Source organism: Geotalea uraniireducens Rf4 (assembly GCF_000016745.1).
GTDB lineage: Bacteria > Desulfobacterota > Desulfuromonadia > Geobacterales > Geobacteraceae > Geotalea > Geotalea uraniireducens.
Genome location: NC_009483.1, coordinates 3,006,024 through 3,024,109, shown reverse-complemented (window position 1 = coordinate 3,024,109; position 18,086 = coordinate 3,006,024). Strand labels below are relative to the sequence as shown.

Annotated in this window: 14 protein-coding genes; 9 read left to right on the top strand and 5 right to left on the bottom strand. The window is 56.3% G+C overall.

Features of this window, described 5'->3' with window-relative positions:
• Positions 1-19: 19 nt before the first annotated feature.
• From GURA_RS13275 to xrtH, 6 genes are all read left to right on the top strand, one after another.
• On the top strand, positions 20-1,816 hold the full coding sequence (locus GURA_RS13275) for a MotA/TolQ/ExbB proton channel family protein (protein WP_011939464.1): 1,797 nt from the start codon (positions 20-22) through the stop codon (positions 1,814-1,816).
• On the top strand, positions 1,813-2,220 hold the full coding sequence (locus tag GURA_RS13270; protein ID WP_011939463.1) for an ExbD/TolR family protein: 408 nt from the start codon (positions 1,813-1,815) through the stop codon (positions 2,218-2,220). Before GURA_RS13275 ends, GURA_RS13270 begins: the two co-directional genes overlap by 4 nt.
• 135 nt (positions 2,221-2,355) lie before the next feature.
• Positions 2,356-3,090 carry an energy transducer TonB gene (locus GURA_RS13265; RefSeq protein WP_011939462.1) on the top strand — a complete coding sequence of 245 codons (735 nt, stop codon included), beginning with the start codon at positions 2,356-2,358 and terminating at the stop codon, positions 3,088-3,090.
• A 170-nt stretch (positions 3,091-3,260) separates the two neighbouring features.
• Positions 3,261-4,979, top strand: coding sequence for a putative porin (locus GURA_RS13260; protein ID WP_011939461.1), 1,719 nt, complete (start codon positions 3,261-3,263; stop codon positions 4,977-4,979).
• A 198-nt stretch (positions 4,980-5,177) separates the two neighbouring features.
• A complete protein-coding gene (locus tag GURA_RS13255) occupies positions 5,178-6,158 on the top strand; it encodes a peptidylprolyl isomerase (RefSeq protein WP_011939460.1) in 981 nt (326 codons plus the stop codon).
• Between the two features lie 24 nt (positions 6,159-6,182).
• Positions 6,183-7,181, top strand: coding sequence for an exosortase H (xrtH, locus tag GURA_RS13250; protein ID WP_011939459.1), 999 nt, complete (start codon positions 6,183-6,185; stop codon positions 7,179-7,181).
• Between the two features lie 38 nt (positions 7,182-7,219).
• Here the strand turns inward: xrtH and GURA_RS13245 are convergent, their stop codons facing one another.
• The 5 genes from GURA_RS13245 to GURA_RS22895 form a co-directional block, all read right to left on the bottom strand.
• Positions 7,220-7,399, bottom strand: coding sequence for an SAP domain-containing protein (locus tag GURA_RS13245; RefSeq protein WP_011939458.1), 180 nt, complete (start codon positions 7,397-7,399; stop codon positions 7,220-7,222).
• A 21-nt stretch (positions 7,400-7,420) separates the two neighbouring features.
• Complete coding sequence (locus GURA_RS13240) at positions 7,421-9,859, bottom strand: glycosyltransferase family 4 protein (RefSeq protein WP_011939457.1); 2,439 nt, start codon at positions 9,857-9,859, stop codon at positions 7,421-7,423.
• 275 nt (positions 9,860-10,134) lie between these two features.
• Positions 10,135-12,324, bottom strand: coding sequence for a hypothetical protein (locus GURA_RS13235; RefSeq protein ID WP_011939456.1), 2,190 nt, complete (start codon positions 12,322-12,324; stop codon positions 10,135-10,137).
• A gap of 9 nt (positions 12,325-12,333) precedes the next feature.
• On the bottom strand, positions 12,334-12,717 hold the full coding sequence (locus tag GURA_RS13230) for a hypothetical protein (RefSeq protein WP_011939455.1): 384 nt from the start codon (positions 12,715-12,717) through the stop codon (positions 12,334-12,336).
• Between the two features lie 121 nt (positions 12,718-12,838).
• On the bottom strand, positions 12,839-15,019 hold the full coding sequence (locus tag GURA_RS22895; protein WP_011939454.1) for an IPTL-CTERM sorting domain-containing protein: 2,181 nt from the start codon (positions 15,017-15,019) through the stop codon (positions 12,839-12,841).
• Between the two features lie 369 nt (positions 15,020-15,388).
• On the opposite strand from GURA_RS22895, the gene GURA_RS13220 reads away from it, so the two are divergent.
• The 3 genes from GURA_RS13220 (at position 15,389) to GURA_RS13210 (ending at position 18,006) form a co-directional block, all read left to right on the top strand.
• The gene (locus GURA_RS13220) at positions 15,389-16,396 is read left to right on the top strand and encodes an NAD-dependent epimerase (RefSeq protein ID WP_041245451.1); all 1,008 of its coding nucleotides are present in this window, start codon (positions 15,389-15,391) and stop codon (positions 16,394-16,396) included.
• 319 nt (positions 16,397-16,715) lie between these two features.
• On the top strand, positions 16,716-17,318 hold the full coding sequence (locus GURA_RS13215; protein ID WP_157046204.1) for a YdcF family protein: 603 nt from the start codon (positions 16,716-16,718) through the stop codon (positions 17,316-17,318).
• A gap of 16 nt (positions 17,319-17,334) precedes the next feature.
• On the top strand, positions 17,335-18,006 hold the full coding sequence (locus GURA_RS13210; protein ID WP_011939451.1) for an acyltransferase: 672 nt from the start codon (positions 17,335-17,337) through the stop codon (positions 18,004-18,006).
• Positions 18,007-18,086 lie beyond the last annotated feature (80 nt).

Below are 18,086 nucleotides of genomic sequence, written 5' to 3'. Positions count from 1 at the left end.
AAGACTCGGGAGGAATGGCATGAGGGGAAGTATTCATGGGAAATTATTGAGCGTCACCGGGATGGTAATCGCCCTGGTGATGATGACCGGCGTGCTCCAGGCCAACGCCTGGTGGGATGCAAAATGGCAGTTTCGCAAGAAGGTGGCTTTCGACACCACGGATAAGGGGACGAACATCAAGGACAACCTGACCGAGGTGCCGGTCCTGCTCCGCCTCCATGCAGGGAATTTCACCTTCGCCAATGCCAAGGATGACGGCTCCGACATCAGGTTCGTCAGCGGCGATGACAAGACCCCGCTCAAGGCGCACCTGGAGAAGTACGATCCGAAGCTTGCCATCGGCCTGTTCTGGGTCAAGGTACCGCAGATCACCGGCGGATCAGCACAGGATTCCGTCTGGATCTATTACGGCAACAATTCGGTTGAAGCCGTCCCTGATGACGGCGGGACCTACGACGCGACCATGGCGGCGTCTTTCCATTTCGACGAGAAGGAGGGCACGCCCCGTGACGCCACTGCCTATGCCAATCACGGAGCCGAGTTCAGCGGCAAGCTGGGGATACCGGCGGCCATCGGCAATGGCGCGGCGTTCAACGGCAGCAGCGACAGGCTGGTGATCAAGCGCTCGTCATCACTGAACTTCAGCAAGGGTTTTACCTTTTCCGCATGGCTCAAGCCGGCCGGAACAGCTGCCGATGCGCGCCTCTTTTCCTGGGATGACGGCAGCCAGTCGATCGTTGTCGGCTTGGACCCGGCCGGCGCCTATTGCCGCATCACTGGGGACGGCAAGCAGGCTGTCACCGGCAAGACCCCCGCTATCACCTCCCAGAGTTGGCATCACCTGGCCGTCTCCGCGGAGCCGGGCAAGAGGGTTGTCGTCTACCTGGATGGCCGGGAAGCTGCTGCTGCGCCTCTGGCCGTGGCGCTACCTTCTCCTGCTGCGGAGCTGGCGGTCGGCGCTGCCCTGAACGGCGGCGGTTTCTATGCGGGTGAGATGGATGAAGTGGAGATATCGTCGGTTGCCCGCTCTGCCGGATGGATCGGCGTCGCCTTCGGCAGCCAGGGGCAGGAGGGAAAGCTCTCCGCCTACCAGCAGGAGGAGGCCGGCGGCAAGGGTGGCGGCGAAGATATGACCATCCACATGATGCGGGTCATTTCCAAGAGCATCTCCCTCGACGGCTGGCTGGTCATCGGCCTTTGCACAGGCATGCTTCTCCTGGCCACTTACGTTTTCGTCCGCAAGTTCATCGCCCTGCAGAAAATCACCAAGGGGAACCATGCCTTCCTTGCCATTTTCGGCGAACTCGACGATCCCCTGGCGCTTCATGAAGAGGAAGAGGCCTTCCAGCACTCGTCCCTGTGGCGCATCTATTGCGCCGGTTATGACGAAGTCCAGCGCTGCCTGGAGCGGGCGAACTCCTCGAAGAAGAACGCCCTAAGCAGGGCATCCCTGAATTATGTGGAGGCTGCCCTGGACCGGGCCAGCACCAATGAAACAAAGAAACTTAACGGCTGGATGATGGTCCTGACGCTGGGGATCTCCGGCGGACCGTTCTGGGGACTGCTGGGGACGGTGTGGGGGGTCATGAATACCTTCGCCAGCCTGGCCGAGTCCGGTGAAGCCAGCCTGGCAGCCATTGCGCCGGGTGTCGCTTCGGCGCTGGCCTGTACACTGTTCGGTCTCCTGGTCGCCATCCCGGCGCTGTTCGCCTACACATACCTGGCGGCCCAGATGAAAAACGTCAATATCGATACCCGGCTGTTCATTGAAGAGCTCAACCTCAAGATCGCAGGGAATTACGGAGAATCCGCATGAAAGCGCCGGCAGATGATCACGAAGACATTGTAGAAATCAATGTTGTCCCGATGCTGGACCTGGCCTGGAATCTCCTGGTCGTGTTCATGCTCGTGGTTACCGCCTCGGTGCAGGGGATCAGCGTCAACCTTCCCAAGGCGAGCGCCGCGGCCAGCAAGATCAAGCCGACCACCAAGGCGATCACCATCACCGGGGACGGGACGATCTACCTGGACAGTTTTCCGGTCACGATTTCGGACCTGGAATCCCGGCTGCGCCAGGCCAAGGCGTCCGACCCGAATCTCCCGGTGGTGGTCAGGGGGGATGAAAAAATTTCCTACAAGAACATCATCGAGGTGCTGGACCTTCTGCAAAAACTGGAGATTACCCAGCTCGGACTAGTGACGCAGAAGCTGGTCAAATAGTTTCCAGCCGGAAGCATAAAGTCCCCCTTTGAGAAAGGGGGATTTAGGGGGATTTACAATGATTGCCGCGGAGAAATCCCCCCTGGCCCCCCTTTCTAAAAGGGGGGTATCCATCGGAATCCGCATGGAGTAGCCGTGAAAAAGTTGAAACATAAAAAAGACACTCTCACAGGATTGTACAAAACCTGGCTGGTGCCGGGGGTGATCGGCCTGGTCTTTCTCGGTCTGATCGTCTTTGTGATCAGGATCATGCTGTCCGATGACGGCGGGCGGAAACAGGAGAAGATCGCCAGTATCACGCTGATCAAGCCGCCGCCCGATGTGAAGGAAAAACCGCCGGAACCTCCCCCGCAGGTGCAGAAAGAGATCCCCAAGGAGACCATCACTACTCCCCAGGAATCCCCGCAGTCGCCGCAGAACCAGGCCCAGGATCAACCGCAGGACAACACCCCTGCCGGCAGCGACCTGGGGGTTGACGGGGAGGGGGGTGCCGGGTCGGACGGTTTCGGCCTTGTGGGGAAAAAGGGTGGCCGGGGGCTGATCGGTGGCGGCAACAGCGGCGGCGCAAACCGCCTGTCGCTCCTGGCCAGGTACGGCTGGTATACCCAGAAGGTTCAGGACGAAATCCGCAACCAGGTGAAAAAACGCCTGGAACGGGAAGGCGGCTACCCGAAAGGGAAAAACCAGGCCTTGGTCAAGATTTTTCTCGATCAGCGGGGCACGGTGGTCAAGTTCAGCATTACCGGCACGTCCGGAAATGAAAGAATGGACAAAGCGGTTTTGGAAGCAATCAGGCTCATACACATCAGCGAGCCGCCGCCGGAGGGGATGCCGAGCGGCATGAACCTGAAAATTTCGTTGCAGGGATAGGATTAAGGTTTTACCCCCCTTTGGGAAAGGGGGGCCAGGGGGGATTTAGAATGCGACAGGCAAATCCCCCTCATTCCCCCTTTCTTAAAGGGGGAGGCGCTTGCTTTGTCTTGATGGCTGAAGATCAGCACTAGATTACATAAATGGACTCAACTATCTGGAGGTTTTCAATGTGGCAGCGAATCACACTCATTATCAGTGTGACCATAATGGTTATTGGTGGCGGATCCTTTCCCGCATTCTGTGCTGAACCGGCAGCCGGCAGCGGCAAGCAGGGGGGCGTCGGCGCTCTCCTTGAGCTTTTGCAGACAAAAGGGATCATTACCGGTGAAGAGGCAGCAACCATCGGCAGTCGTTTGAATGAACAGGTCATGCCCGGTGACGATGTGTCGGTTCTGATCGGCCAGTTGCGGGAAAAGTGGATTGCCGGGGAGAGAAGCGGGGAGGACTTCGACGAACTTTACAACGAGGTCAGGGATGCGGACCTGATCATAGAGCGGATGAGGGTGATGGGCATCCTGAGCGGCGAAGAGGCCGAGCAGTTGAGCGAGACCTACCATAAGCGCTACCTGGCCGGGGCCATCAGCGAGGTTGTCGGCAACCGGGAGGGGCATTACCTGAAAACGGTCGCGGACAGCGCAGCAGGCGACGTGAAGCAGAGTGTTCAGGATCAGGTGACGGAGGGGGTTAACAAGGTCACCAAGTCGATTGCCTCGTCAGAGTGGGCGCAACGGATCAAGCTCGGGGGGGACCTGCGCTTCCGCTACGAAAGCATTTTCTTCGATGACAGCAACGCTGATTTTTACCGCAATGACAAGCCTGAACCACTGAATTCCCATATTAATCGCCAGCGGGTCAGATTGCGGGCAAGGCTCAACGTAACCGCCAAGGTGAACGACCAGACCGATGCTGTCATCGGCCTGGCCACGGGGAACACCACCGATCCGGTGTCAACCAACGCGACCCTGGGAGACTTCTTCAACAAGAAGACCTTCGTTCTCGACCAGGCCTATTTCAGGATAAGACCCATACCGGAGCTGGCAGTTCTCGGCGGACGTTTCCCCAACCCCTGGTTTTACAGCGACCTGGTCTGGGACCCGGACGTGAACTTTGACGGCTTGGCCGTAACCTGGACCCCGAGGGTGACGGAAACCCTTTCCGGCTTCGTTACGGCAGGCGCCTTTCCGCTTCAGGAGATCGAATTCTCCCAGCGGGACAAGTGGCTCTTAGCCGGCCAGGTGGGGGTCGAGTACAAGCCGAGTGAAGAGCTTTCGGCGAAATTCGGCGTGGCGTTTTACGATTTTGAGCATACGGAAGGGATCATGAACGAACCGGGTTCTAGCACCAACGACTGGACCATGCCGCAGTTTCAGCAAAAGGGGAATACCCGAATGTTTATAGATCAGACCGGTTTGTACAAATTGGCCCTGGCGGGCAAGTATCGGGAACTGGCCCTCACCGGCATGCTGGATATCGGTTTCTGGAACCCTGTCCATGTGGTGCTGCTGGCCGACTACGTCAACAACATCGGCTTCGATTACTCCGAAGTGTTGCAAAAGCCGCTGTGGGACTGGAACAGTGATCTTACGACAAAACAGACGGAAGGGTACCAGTTCGGCGTGACGGTCGGCTATCCCAAGGTGCAGAACCTTGGCGACTGGCAGAGTTACCTTTTCTACAAGCATCTGGAGGCCGATGCGGTTATCGATGCCTTTGCCGAATCGGATTTTCACGCAGGAGGCACCAATGCGGAGGGGTGGATTCTGGGGGGCGAAATCGGGGTTGCCAAAAACCTGTCGTTGTCGGCAAAATGGCTGACCACCAACGAAATAGTCGGCCCCAAGTTCGCGGTCGATACCTTTCAAGCCAATGTCAATGTGCGTTTTTAGCGACATGGAATTTCCTGATATACCGTTTTTGATCGTAGGGGCGAAGCAAACGCCTTATCTGCTTCGCCCGTCTTTGGTGGCGTTGCGAACTGGGGCGAAGCACGAAGAAGCCGTGCTGTCGCCCCTACGTGGTATATTTACAATTACCAAGTCCCATAGCGGAATCAGCCGCGACGGAGTGAGCCACGGAGGATGTTCATGAGCAATGCGATACAGGCCGGTCTTCGTCTTACACTGACAGTTGCAATGCTGTCGCTTCCGGCAGCGCCGGTTCCGGCCGAAGAGACCGCCCGGCAACTGAATTGTGCCGTGGTAAACGGCGCCCCGATCAGCCGGGAAGAGTGTAATGGTGAACTGGAGCGCCTCAAGCGGAGCCGCAGCGTCAGGCTATTCAGCCCGGCCCTGCTCAAGGAAATCCAGCAGGAAGCACTGGACAATCTTATCCGTCGTGAACTCATCTACCAGGAAAGCCGGAAGGGTGGCATCGGTGTTGCTGCGACGGCAGTCGACGAGGAACTGGCCAGGCTGAAGACACGTTTCGCCAACGAGATGGAATTCAGCTCGGCCTTGAGCAGCTTGCACGTGTCCGAGGCATCGCTCAGGAATATCGTCGAACGGGGAATCGCGGTCAGGACCTATATCGACCGGCAGTTTGCCGGGCAGAGCACGGTTACGGATGAGGAAAAGAAAGGGTATTACCGTAGCCACCCCGACACCTTCAAGCGGCCGCTCCAGGTCAGAATCAGCCATATTCTGGTCAGGACCGGCGGCATGACCGGCAAAGCCAGGGCGGAGGCTGAGAAGAAGATCGAAGGCATCCGTGAGAAGGTCGGAAAGGGCGAATCGTTCGATGCACTGGCCCGCGCCTATTCGGAATGCGGCAGCAAGGAGCAGGGGGGCGATCTGGGCTTTTTTCGGCGCGGGGAGATGGCCAGGGTGGTGGAGGATGCCGTCATGGACCTGAAAGTGGGGGAAACGAGCGGCATTGTCGAGGACAGGTTCGGCCTGCACTTGATCCGTCTCACCGACAGAAAGCCGGAGCAGGTGATAGCCTATGAAGCGGCAGAGGGGAAGATCTCGGAGTACCTCAAGCAGGAAAAGGCGATGGAGAAGGCCAACCGCTACGCCGGGGACCTGCGCAAAAAAGCGCGAGTGGAGATCAACCCGGCCGAGATGTAATCCGAATATTTTTTGGATGGTTCCATGAACCGGAAAAGGGGCTTTAAATCGTGGCGGGCCGGCAGCGGAGCACCATCCGGTCAGTCCGTCATCGACGTCAGGTTTGCCGTCACATTCGGCATCTGCTGTATTTTGCTCTATACCCTCGCCACCTGGCTGCCCGAATCCCTGTTTGAGCCGTTAAACCGCCATACCGCCCGCATGTCTGCCTGTTGCCTGGGACCATTCGGCATCCATCCGGCCCTCCAGGGGCTCACCCTCAGCCAGGACGGCTTTGCGGTCAGGGTCATCACGGAATGCTCGGTCCTCTACATGGGGATACTGTTCTTCTCCTTCGTCATTGCCTACCCGATATCCCTGAGCCGGAAGCTTATCGGCCTGGCTCTCGGGATACCGGTTCTCCATGCGGGCAACATCCTGCGCATTGCCGCGGTGTTCGCCATCGGCCTGCGAAAGCAGAATCTCTTCGAATTCGTCCATGTCTATCTCGGGCAGGTCCTGATGGTCCTGTTCGTCCTTGCCGTCTGCATGGCATGGCTGCGAGCAGCATCGCCGGCCGCTCCACGGTTCACGCCTGCCGCTTTTCCGGTCCGTTTCGTTGCTTTTTCCGCCATTCCCTTTCTTGTATGGCTTGCGATCAACAAGGAGTACGTCAGGCTGACCGATCACCTGGTTACGGCTCTATTCGCTCTGTTCGACTATCGTCTCGAAATACCATACCAGCACGAGATTTATTATCAGACCTTCAACGTGGTGACCTTTGTCGGGCTTGTCCTGGCCAGCCGCCACCGCGTGATGCAGCGGAAACTCACGGCGCTGGCAGCGGGGCTGGCGGCCATCGTCGGCATACAGGTCATGTTCAGGATCTGCAATGTGATGATGACCGCCTTTCACAACGAACCCGCAATCAGGCTGTCAATGGGGATCAGTCTGGTCGGCCAGTACCTTGCGCCGGTCCTGCTCTGGCTGCTCATGCTGCGTGGCGAACCCGGGGCAAAGGGTGGGAGGCAGGCTCCCGAGTAATTGAGTCACGAGTAATTGGTGACCCCCGGTGGTTCTCCCTATTCGCAGGATTTAATCCATAAGCAGTGCAGCTGGCCGCATTCGGCAGCTCTGCCGGTGGCAAAGCAGGGTTCATTGCCCTCCTGGGCCTGGAGTGACCTGACGAGATCGATCTTTTTCACGCCGCCGACCTTGATGCCCCGTTCCTTGGCTATTGCTTTTATTTCTGCAAATGTCATGAGCTACCTCCTTGCTGGATGTTATGCTGCGCCTGCTGGCGCCTGATGTTCGTCAGTCATAATCGCTGCAGCGCCTGTGTGCAAAATGGTGCTGTAGGTTTCGTCCACGCTCGGCGCCTTCTGCAGGGTGAACGTGCGGGCCTTTTCCCCCATTTCGGCCAGCAGCCGGCGACTCGCAGTCAAGCGCCTGATGGCGGCGATAAGATCGTCCTTGCTGCCCGCCTGGAAGACCGCTCCTGTTTCCCCTTCGACCATAAGTTCACGTGGGCCGCCGGCGTTGGATACGATCACGGGCAGGCCGGAGGCCTGCGCCTCCAGAACGACATTGCCGAACGTGTCGGTTGCGCTGGGAAAGACGAAAAGATCAGCCGATGCATAGCCGCGTTGCAGCTCTTCCCCGTGCAGATAACCGGTGAACAGCGCCGGATAGGTCGCGAGGGCTGTCTCCATCTCCTGACGATAGGGACCGTCGCCAATTATGACGAGGCCCACATCCGCACCGGTGTCGACCAACTCGCGAAAAGCCTCGGTTAGGAGTTCTAGAGACTTTTCCCGCGAGACGCGCCCCACGTAAATCAGCTTTACAGCACCGGTCAGACCACGGTCCTCCCAGTAGCGCGGGGTTTTCCCGGCCGGAGTGAACTGGTCGGTGTCCACCCAGCGGGGGAGCGGCTTCATCTTGTTGGCCGGCAGGCCGCGGGCGAGCAGTTGCTCCCTCGTTCCCACCGAAGGAACCATGACCTCTTCCATCTGATTGTAGAACCAGACCATGTAGCTCCAGGCGGCCTGTTCCAGGAATTCGTCATTGGTCAGGCAGCGCACGTACTGCGGTATGTCGGTGTGATAGGTGCCGGCCAGGGGAATGTCCATCATGCGGGCGATCAGCAGCCCGAGCAGCCCAACCGTGCCGGGCGTGCTGACGTGGATGGAGGTAAATCCCTCTCTCTCGATGAAATCCATCACGTCGAGGATTGGTGGGAAGCTGAGTTTCAGTTCAGGGTATTCCGGCAGGACAAAGTCGCCGACAGCGGCGAATTTTTTTACGCCTACCATCTCATCATCGGTAGAGTTCCCCGCCGTTATCACCGTCAGTTCGATCCCCCTGTTCCGGGCCGTGCTGATGAGGCGCCGGATCGTTATGGCCACGCCGTTGATTTCGTCGAGCGTGTCGGTGAACAGGGCGATCTTTTCAGCCGGCTGCCGGGTGGCGCGATCGGGGAGTTGCTTCGAAAGTTCCTGCATCAGTTCCTTGCTTTTGTGCTGGTGGTGAAAGGCAAGGTAGTAGGGGGAGATAAGAAGATGCACCAGGCCGATTGTGCCGATGGTGTTGAGATAGTCGAAGAACCCGGCATTGCCGGGCAACGACATGAGACGCCTCGTGTAATGGAAGAGAATCCGGTTTGCCAGGCGACTTGTCACGGCAAAAATCTTCCGGTTATGGTCGACATCCTTGATGCTCGCCACGAACTCGGTATCGTTAAGCAGCTGCCTGGCTTCGCTGTCGAGGATCTCTTCGAAACTCCTGCCGGTTGCGTTGCGGGACTCCGGAAGGTTTTTGCGGACGAACAGCCTGACTTTTTCGATAAAAGATAACTTGTCTGTGCCCAGGTTGAAGAAACGGTCCAACAAAGCGCTGACAAAGGGGGTTGCACTGCGCCGCCGCTCGCCGAAACGCTCCTTGTAATAACTGTAGGTGATACCGTACAGGCTGTGGGCCATGGTGAGCGGCCCGCCGTCCTCGCCTTCCGCCCACGTATCTCCGTTGCGCACGGCCGTAAGAAATGCGTTGACCGACTCTCCTCCGGCGACAACCGTATGGGCCCGGGCGATAAACAGACCGCCGTGATCGTCTGATCCCCCGACTTTCCCTTTTTTCCAGGGGCATGAGCCGTAGGGTTGCAGGGCGTGCTTGTCGGCCAGATGCTCGATACGTTCCTCGGTCAGTGTTGAAATGAGACGCGTCGTAAAACCGTTGAAACGTCGAGCTCGGCAGCCGTTCTTCACCTCGAAGGTGGTGAAGAGGAGCAGACATTTTTCGATGATTTCCGCGGTCAATTTATCGTTCTGGGCGTAGATCGGATGGGCGAGAAAATGGGCGATCTCTTCCCGATTCAGATAGGCGACAAGTTCGTAGACATTTTTCCGCAAGGCCATGATGTCGTAAAAATTGTATTCGCTGATGTTCAGGACGACCACATGAACTTTGCAACCGTTTTCCGGAAAATGGGCTGTAATTTCCGAACTGACGAAAGTATTCGGAAGGTGGGCGATCTCCAGAGCCCCGGTGATCGAGTTATGGTCGGTAATGGTGACGTAATCCATGCCGCGATCACGGGCGATTCGATAGAGGTGCTGGGGCGAGGTGTAGCTTTCGGGGACGTTGAACTTGCGCATCGCCCAGTAGGTCGGCTTGTTGGAGTGGCTGGAGTGAAGATGAAGATCTGCTTTAAATGGTTTCATGGTGAATCATCCTGCCACTGCCATATTACAATCACATTGAGGCGATGCAATAGTTATGTGAAAGATGAAGATCCGCATATTTTGTCATGGGCTTAGGGACTCGGAACTAACCAATATACCGTTTTACATCTCATCTTCAGGCCATCTTTGCCGCCCCTTCAATCGCAAAATCCTCAGCGTAGCCTTGCTACGCCTGCGGTTTTGCTCAATCAGGAACGACAAACCTGACCTAAATCTGAGCGTAAAACCTGGTATATCAGTTAATTCCAAGTCCCTTAGTTCCTGAAAAAGAGGCTTTCGAGGCCGATGGTCCTGCGGATATCCCACAGGTTCATGAAAAGCGGGTCAAAACGGTCCTGCCTGACCTGTTGCTCCTCGCGCTCCCAAAAATACAGGACCCCGGTTGGATAGAGATAGCCGAAGGGATAGGCGGTCAGGCTGGGACGCCGCCGGGCAAGCAGCTCAACCGGATAGCGGTAGCGGGCCTCCTGCCCAAGGACAAGCCTCAGTGCCTCCCGGCGCACCTCCTCTGCCCGGGTAAGGAACTGGTCGGATTCTCTGCATTCCTTGGCGAAGAGTCCATGTGTGCCCCGTTTCGTGAGCAGCGCCCGGAGCGTAAGGGCCCGGTGTCTGGCGCGCAGAGCGGTTGCCCGGAGCCCTGTGGTCAGTTCGTCAGCCAGCGGTTCGCGGAGCATGGCCTTAGGCGCGTGTTTTCTCAGGTAGTCGATTCGTGCGGTAAGCCGGGAGGCAATTATCTCCATGCCGGCGGCATAGCTTTCCAGATCGTTCACCGGTCCCCGGAGTACGGATTCAGCTTCCTCGCCGGCGGCATCGTGCAGCAGCCACCCATAGCGAAACGCCGGTTCCGGCTGAAACGGGCGGTTGAGAGGGGGGGGCAGTTCGGAAAAGGGGGTGAGCGCCGCCATGTAGCGCAAGAGCTCCCGCTCCTTCAGAAAGCGGTTCTGCAGGAGCAAGGCCTCCTGCCAGAGCCCGGTCAGGACCGGGTCGGGAAACAGCTCGCCAAGCCGCGACAGGGGCGAGGTGGGTCGTGCCCGCCCGTTGTCGGCATATCGCCACGACCAGCGGGCGATGCTCCAGTCCATCAGCCAATAGCCCCATTCCCAGCCGGAGGAGAAGGTCAGGTGGCCGTTCACCCCGATTCGCGCCATGGTCTCCATGTCCTCCCAGCGACTATCCAGGTAGGGAAGCAGCAGCAAAGGCACCGAGCTATCGAAGCCGACCCAGTAGGATGATTCCGGCCAGTACCAGGTCTCACGACGGTTGTTTTCCGCCCGGGTCGCCTCCAGCATGAAACGCTGGTTGTCGTTGCCATAGACCGGCGCCTTCGGCTCGGAAGCGGAATAGCACATGACGGTGTGGATCAGAATGCCGCTCGCAGGAAGCAGGGGGCGACGCACCTTTTCTCCGTCATCCTGACCGATCACGTGGGTTGCGTAGAGAAGTCGGGCGTGGTAGCGCTCCATCACCTGCTGTTCAAAGTGGGACTGCACACCGGGCAGGAGCGTTCCCAGGAAGGGGAGGTGCTCGCCCATTGTTGCCTCCAGGGTGACGAAGTCCCATGGCGCCTGGAACAGCCAGGCGAGGGTTTCGTCAACCTGGCGCCGGTACGACGGAAACGGCCGGAGCAGCGTGATTGCCTGAAAGGCCTGCTGCTGGAGCATGGCGAGAGAAATTTCCACCCCGCAGCGGATGCCGCGTTGATGCGCATACGCAACGATCCTCCGGGCATGGGGAATCCAGGCGTTCCGGTTGACTCCGCGCAGGAGAAAAAACTGGAAGGTGTTCTGGCCGTTGCGCGCCAGCCAGTCAAGATAGGTCGTTACATCCTCAAAGGCGTTCGGTGTGGCGGGGTTATTGAGTTGTTCAGTCAGTTCGACGGGGTGCAGGGTATGGAGGTGGAAACCCCTCTGGGCAAAGCGGGGGGCGCCGGAAAACGTGAACGAGCCGGGTAGCGGCCAGAAATGACGGGCAGGGATGATTGTCTGCCGCGGGTGGATGAACCGTACTCCCAGTTTCTCCTGCAACAGGCCGTAGAGACCACTGGCAACCCCCTCAGGAGAGGTTGCGGCGAGGCGTAAGGTCGTCACGCCAGCCTGTCGCACAGATTTCCAGGAGTAGGACGATTCAGGTGCCGGCAGGCAAGGAAAGGGCTGCCGTTTTTGGGCCTCCGGCATGCAGGCTGATCTGGCGCCCCTGAAATCCGGCAGGACCAGACGTACGTCAACGGCGGGCTTGTTGAGAGCAACGATTGCCCCGGGAAATGCTTTTTGCAGAAGGCCGACAGTGTCGTTAATCGCCAGCCGGGCAGGGGGGGAGTCGAGAAGCGGTTGCGCTGCCTGAATGCCGATCCTGAGGGGCCGGCCGAGGGCTTGCGCCGGGATTGCCAGGAGCAGAATTGCCGCGAGGCAGAGGGACGGTGATCCTCTCTGGATGAATTTGACCAAACGATACCTCTACAGGCTCCCTGCCGCTTTGGCTCGCAACTGTCCCAATTCGTTGGCATACCTGTTCATCGTCTGGATTTTTTCGTTCATCAGCACCCGCTTCTGACGAAGCTCTTCAGCGCTTTCCCCTCCCATTCCGGCCATAATTGCATCCTTCTCCGCCTTCAGCCGTTCGATCTCCCCGGCAAGAAACGCGGTTCGTTCCGCCGTGTCTATTTCCTTTTTGACGGCAGGCGCCTCGGCCTTCTGCGGTTCATCGCCGCTTTTCCGGGTCGTGCTGCCGCTACCGGTAATTTCCACCAGTATGTGGTCAGGATACTCGGTAATCCTGCTTTGATCGGCATAGGCCGCCGCGGATAGCAAAAGAAAAACAAGTAAAACTGAATATCGCATAATTACTATCTCCTTGCGTACTTACAAAACTATTCTGAAAACCCTTCATATTCACACTATTTCTAACTTTATATTTAAACCTAGAAAGTTACAGCAGTGTGAAGCATGTCATACGATTATGCTAATTGGGTTTGCGCCGTTTTCGATGCTGCTGCCAGCCTGAGAGCAGGCAGGCGGCCAGCGCAATCCCCCAAGGGGAGAGCGCCGGAACTGCCGGCGGCGGAAGCGAAACCGTTGTGGCGATGCCGGCTGAATTGTCGGCAGGGGCGAGCTCGTAGGTATCTGAAGCAACGTTCACGGTGTTGGTCAATGTCCCGGCTGAGGCGGGCGAAACGGCAATCTGGAGGCCGACGGCGGTGGCGCTTGCCATGCTGCCGAGGTTGCAGGTGACGATCCCACCTGCCGTCGTGCAGCCGGCAGAGGTAGAGACGACGCTCACCCCAGTCGGCAGGGTATCGGTCAGGGTCGTGTTGACGGCGGTTGCCGGTCCCCTGTTTGCCACCGAGATGGAGTAGGTCAGGGTCTCACCCGGCGCCAGCGGGTCGGGTGAGCCGGTCATGGTAACGAACAGATCGGCGCTGGGGGCCTGCCCCCAGTTGAGGACCGTGCTGCCGAAGGCTCCGTTGAAGCCGTCCACGGCAATGAGGTACTCTATTCCCGCCTGGGCAACAAAGGAGAGGCCGCTGGTGTTTCCCGGGGCGCCGTCGTTGTCGTTTGCTGCAATGGGGGTGAGGGCGGTAACGCCCGTACCGGTGTAGACCGCCAACAGGGTATCGAAGCTGCTTCCTTGTGTATCAATTGCAACCGGACCGGAAACGGAAGGCGTCCAACTCCACCAGACCGATCTGCCGCCGCTGTTGCCAGCGTGGGCCGGTTCGGCCGGCTCGACGGTGGCGTTGGCGTTGTTGCCGGTGAGCTGGCCGGTGTCGCCGCTGAGCGCCTGGCGTGCGGAAAAGTTGTCGTTGATGGGCGCTCCCAAGGCGGCCAGCAGGTTGAGGCGCGGCTTGACGACGCCGTTACGCGGGTCGGTGACGGGCACACCGCTGCCGGTCAGGCGCGCGAGCGTCTGATCCGGGGTCTCGCCGGCAAAAGCCGAGCGGAATACTGCGGCTGCCCCTGCCACATGGGGTGATGCCTGTGATGTACCACCCATGCCGATGCCGGCGGCGGTGATGATCGCGCCGGGGGATAGCATGGTCACGAAGCTGGAGCTGTTGGAGAAACAGGCGACCTGATCGGCTGCGGTGGTACTGTCGGTACATGTTGACCACTGCCGCCCGCCGACATTGGCGTCGTAGACAGCCCCCACAGAGGCGACCCCCGGAGTGCAGGCCGGACTGGCAATGCCGTTCGAGTACCCCTCGTTGCCCGACGCGGCCACCGGAAGGATGCCGACGGCCCGGGCGTTATTCACCGGGGTGACGAAGGGGTTTGTGTGGCTGTTGCCGCAGGGAGCCGTATATTTGGCGCCGTCCCCCAGACTCATGTTGATGGCGACGATGTTATAGGCGCTCCGGTTGGCTATGGCCCAGTTGATGCCGTCAATGATCAAGGCGATGGAAGACGCGCCGCCGGTAAAGGCGTTGATCGCGGCAATCCGGGCGCCCGGCGCCACTCCTGAGACAATCCCCGCCACGTTGGTGCCATGGCCGTTTGGGTCGGTGTTCAGGGTAACGTTGTTGCCGGTAATGTCCACCGAGGCGGCTATCCGGCAGCCGGCGGGGGTCCCCGGCGCCGTGCAGGAACCGAAAGCGGCCAGGGTATAGTTGATGCCCGTATCGATTACCGCCACTGTGGCGCCGCTCCCGGTCAGCCCCAGACCGGCTGTTGCCGGCTGTTTGATTAACGGCAGGCTCTGGGCGAGGGTCGGGTAAATCGGCCGGTTCTCGTAGACCGCCGTCACCTCAGGGAGAGCCAGGAATTTCTCCAGCGAACGGCGGTTTTTGAAACGCTTGAATGACATCGGCAGATGACTGTAGTCTTTGACCGTTTCGACCTCGCCGCTCAGCTCCGCAGGCTCTGCCCGGCTTTTCAGCTCCCTGTAACGCGAAGCTCTGAATGCCAGAATGGCGTCATCATCATGTTCAATGCCTGTCCGGCTTCGGTTTGCAGCAACTTCCCGCTCAATGGCGCTGTCATCGAACAGGACGATCAGTTTCTGGGTGGCGCCTTGATCCAGGCGCTCTGCTATGCCGGGCGGCGCTTTTTTCAGGTCGGCTGCGACGGCGCAGACCGTCATGGCGGGACATGCGACGGTCAGCGTCAGGAATATGCCGAAAATAACCCGTCGATAGCGTCTCATTGCACGGAACAGTGCGCAAGGGTCTTGAAAAACTGACCGTCGCTATTGAATGTCGATAGTGGCTCGTGAAGCTTGTTGCTTTCGCTGTTTGAGTCCATGGGAAGATCTCCTTGCTTGATTTTAAGGCTCTATCCTGCACCCTATGCAGGACGGTTCTGTCTATCATGTCGGGGAGACTTTGCCATAGGTATGTTACAGCAGGGTTTTTTGTATATTAAATGGTTGTTAAATTTAGGTTGCTTGTCATGGAAGATTTACGGGACCGTCGCGGGAATGTAACCGTGCCGGGATAAAGTGCTTATGAACGGAACACGCATAACTGCGGAAGCACGAGGGCAGCTCGATAAAGAATGGTGGAGAATTAAGCGTATGAAAATTCTTATTACCGGAATTGCTGGTTTCATCGGCATGCATGTGGCCTTACGCCTGTTGGAGCGTGGCGATGAGATTGTCGGCATTGATAATCTTAACGACTACTACGATGTCGGGCTGAAGCGAGCCCGACTTGAACACCTGAAGCAGTACGGCTCCGTGCGCTTTGTTGAAATGGATCTCGCTGATGCTCCGCGACTGGCGGAACTGTTTGCTGCAGAAAAGTTTCGACGCGTCGTTCATCTGGCTGCCCAGGCGGGCGTCAGATATTCGTTACAGAATCCCCGTGCCTACATCGACAGCAATATCGTCGGGTTTCTTAACGTGCTGGAAGGGTGCCGGCATCATCCCGTGGAGCATCTGGTCTATGCGAGCAGCTCCAGCGTTTATGGCGCCAATACCCGCATGCCGTTTTCGGTGCATCATAATGTGGATCATCCCGTCTCGCTGTATGCCGCCACCAAAAAAGCCAACGAACTGATGGCACACACCTATAGTCATCTGTATGGAATACCCACGACGGGTTTGAGGTTTTTTACGGTCTATGGTCCTTGGGGGCGACCTGACATGGCCTATTTCAGCTTTACGCAGAAGATCATTGCCGGTAAGGCGATCAATGTTTTCAACAACGGCAATATGCTGAGAGATTTCACCTATATCGACGATATCGTCGAAGGGGTTGTGCGGGTGCTGGACCGGTTTCCTTCACCCAACCCCTCCTGGAGCGGTGATTCTCCCGATCCGGCGTCAAGTCAGGCGCCATACCTGATTTATAACATAGGGAACAATAGTCCGGTTGAGCTAGGCGTGTTCATCGAGGTACTTGAGGAATGTCTGGGGCAAAAAGCGGTCAAAAATTATCTCCCCATGCAACCGGGTGATGTGCCGGCGACCTATGCTGATGTGGATGATCTTATTACGGACGTAGGATTCGCGCCTGTTACTGCGATAAAGGAAGGAATCGGTAAGTTCGTGGATTGGTACAAGGGATACCACTTGCTTTGAGATGGGCTGTACCGGACAACGCTGAAATCGGCGAGCACTATGATAATTTCGTCGATAACAGGTGCTATGCCGCAGAGTGCGAGCAGCTACCCGGTCAATACTGCGGTGGCAGTATTGTCTCGAATCACACCTGCAACAATTCTTTTCCTAAATGTAATCGCTCCGCCTCCAGCCCGTAACAATTCTATGCTATTTTCCTGATACAAACCTCAAGTTTATATACAGTCGTATCAACTGAAAGGGAGGCTGGAGGCGTGGACCCTGTGCGGATGCGCAGCAAATGTCGGGAGCCTCGTAATTGCAACGGTTAGATGCGGTCATGGAAATCAGGAAAAGATGGACTCTCAACGTAATCGTAACATTTTGGTTGATGCTGTCAGGAATGGCTTTGCTGTCATACTACCTGAGATATGCCGATGAGCCGGTCAGATCGGACGTCATTGTACTTTTTGTCGGGGATGAATGGATGGCGCGACAAAAAGAAGCCGCCAAGCTACTCACTGACGGCTATGCCCGATGCCTTATTATTCCTGCATATAATAGGCTAACATATTTAGACAGTAACGGTATCATGTTCCCCATTGAGTATAACTACCTGCCCGGGAATAGCGTCTATCTGCTAAGGAAGAACCATAATTATCCAACATACTATGAAAACACTCACTTTGAACTGCTTGAAGCTCGCAGAATCATGGAGAAATTAGGCTTCAAGTCAGCACTCATTGTCAGTTCGCCATATCATATGAGAAGAATAAAAATAATTGCTGAAACAGTTTTTAAGGATGTACCGAAAACAATAGCATATATTCCCACAAGTTTTGAAAAACATCATTGCAATATTATAGGGGCGATAAGTTGGAATATGGAGTGGATATTTGGCGAAATTATTAAAATAATGTGGTTTGTAACATACAAACATTAACTGATAAGGGTAGCAAGTGAGTATTGAAAACATAAAAACTTATTGGTTATACCTATTAGGATTACCTAAAACCATACTATTCAATGTCAGATACTTTCCATTTATGACCGCAATCAAGCTGCCAGTATTTATATCTCATCGTGTGTGGCTGAAGACATTGAAAGGAACGATTGAATTAGCAGAAGAAAAAACTGGTATAGTAAAAATAGGATTTGGCGAGGTTGCAATATTTGATTCTAATTCCTCACGCTCGATATGGCATGTATCAGGAAAAGTTAGTTTTAAAGGACGGGCAATTATCGGTCATGGCAGTAAAATTTCAGTCCATGGAGAATTGATTCTCGGTGATATGTTTACGATATCTGCTGAGAGTTCAATTGTTGTTCATAAACGTATAACCTTTGGGGATAATGTTATGCTGTCTTGGGAAGTTCTTGTTATGGATACCGATTTACACGAAATATACGATATGGATAATAAACTTATTAATGCCCCTCGTGAAATTACTGTCGGAGACAACGTTTGGATAGGTTGTCGATCTTTAGTCCTCAAAGGGTCAAATATAGCACATGGTGTGATAATAGCAGCAGGAACCAAGGTTTTCGGTACTATAGATGACCACAATTCAATTATTGGAGAGAAAATACCGCTTCTACCAATAAAAAATAATGTCATTTGGAAGAGATAATCTCAAATAACCATCTTTGCGGCAATTAGAAAAAAATAAGATTGATAATATGCTAAAGAATATATTGTCCAAAATATTAG

What these genes read in the sequence shown, in the direction of transcription:
- GURA_RS13275 (WP_011939464.1), top strand. Translation starts at nt 20, where the DNA reads ATGAGGGGAAGTATTCATGGGAAATTATTGAGCGTCACCGGGATGGTA.
- GURA_RS13270 (WP_011939463.1), top strand. Translation starts at nt 1,813, where the DNA reads ATGAAAGCGCCGGCAGATGATCACGAAGACATTGTAGAAATCAATGTT.
- GURA_RS13260 (WP_011939461.1), top strand. Translation starts at nt 3,261, where the DNA reads ATGTGGCAGCGAATCACACTCATTATCAGTGTGACCATAATGGTTATT.
- GURA_RS13255 (WP_011939460.1), top strand. Translation starts at nt 5,178, where the DNA reads ATGAGCAATGCGATACAGGCCGGTCTTCGTCTTACACTGACAGTTGCA.
- xrtH (WP_011939459.1), top strand. Translation starts at nt 6,183, where the DNA reads ATGAACCGGAAAAGGGGCTTTAAATCGTGGCGGGCCGGCAGCGGAGCA.
- GURA_RS13245 (WP_011939458.1), bottom strand. Translation starts at nt 7,399, where the DNA reads ATGACATTTGCAGAAATAAAAGCAATAGCCAAGGAACGGGGCATCAAG.
- GURA_RS13240 (WP_011939457.1), bottom strand. Translation starts at nt 9,859, where the DNA reads ATGAAACCATTTAAAGCAGATCTTCATCTTCACTCCAGCCACTCCAAC.
- GURA_RS13230 (WP_011939455.1), bottom strand. Translation starts at nt 12,717, where the DNA reads ATGCGATATTCAGTTTTACTTGTTTTTCTTTTGCTATCCGCGGCGGCC.
- GURA_RS22895 (WP_011939454.1), bottom strand. Translation starts at nt 15,019, where the DNA reads ATGAGACGCTATCGACGGGTTATTTTCGGCATATTCCTGACGCTGACC.
- GURA_RS13220 (WP_041245451.1), top strand. Translation starts at nt 15,389, where the DNA reads ATGAAAATTCTTATTACCGGAATTGCTGGTTTCATCGGCATGCATGTG.
- GURA_RS13215 (WP_157046204.1), top strand. Translation starts at nt 16,716, where the DNA reads ATGGAAATCAGGAAAAGATGGACTCTCAACGTAATCGTAACATTTTGG.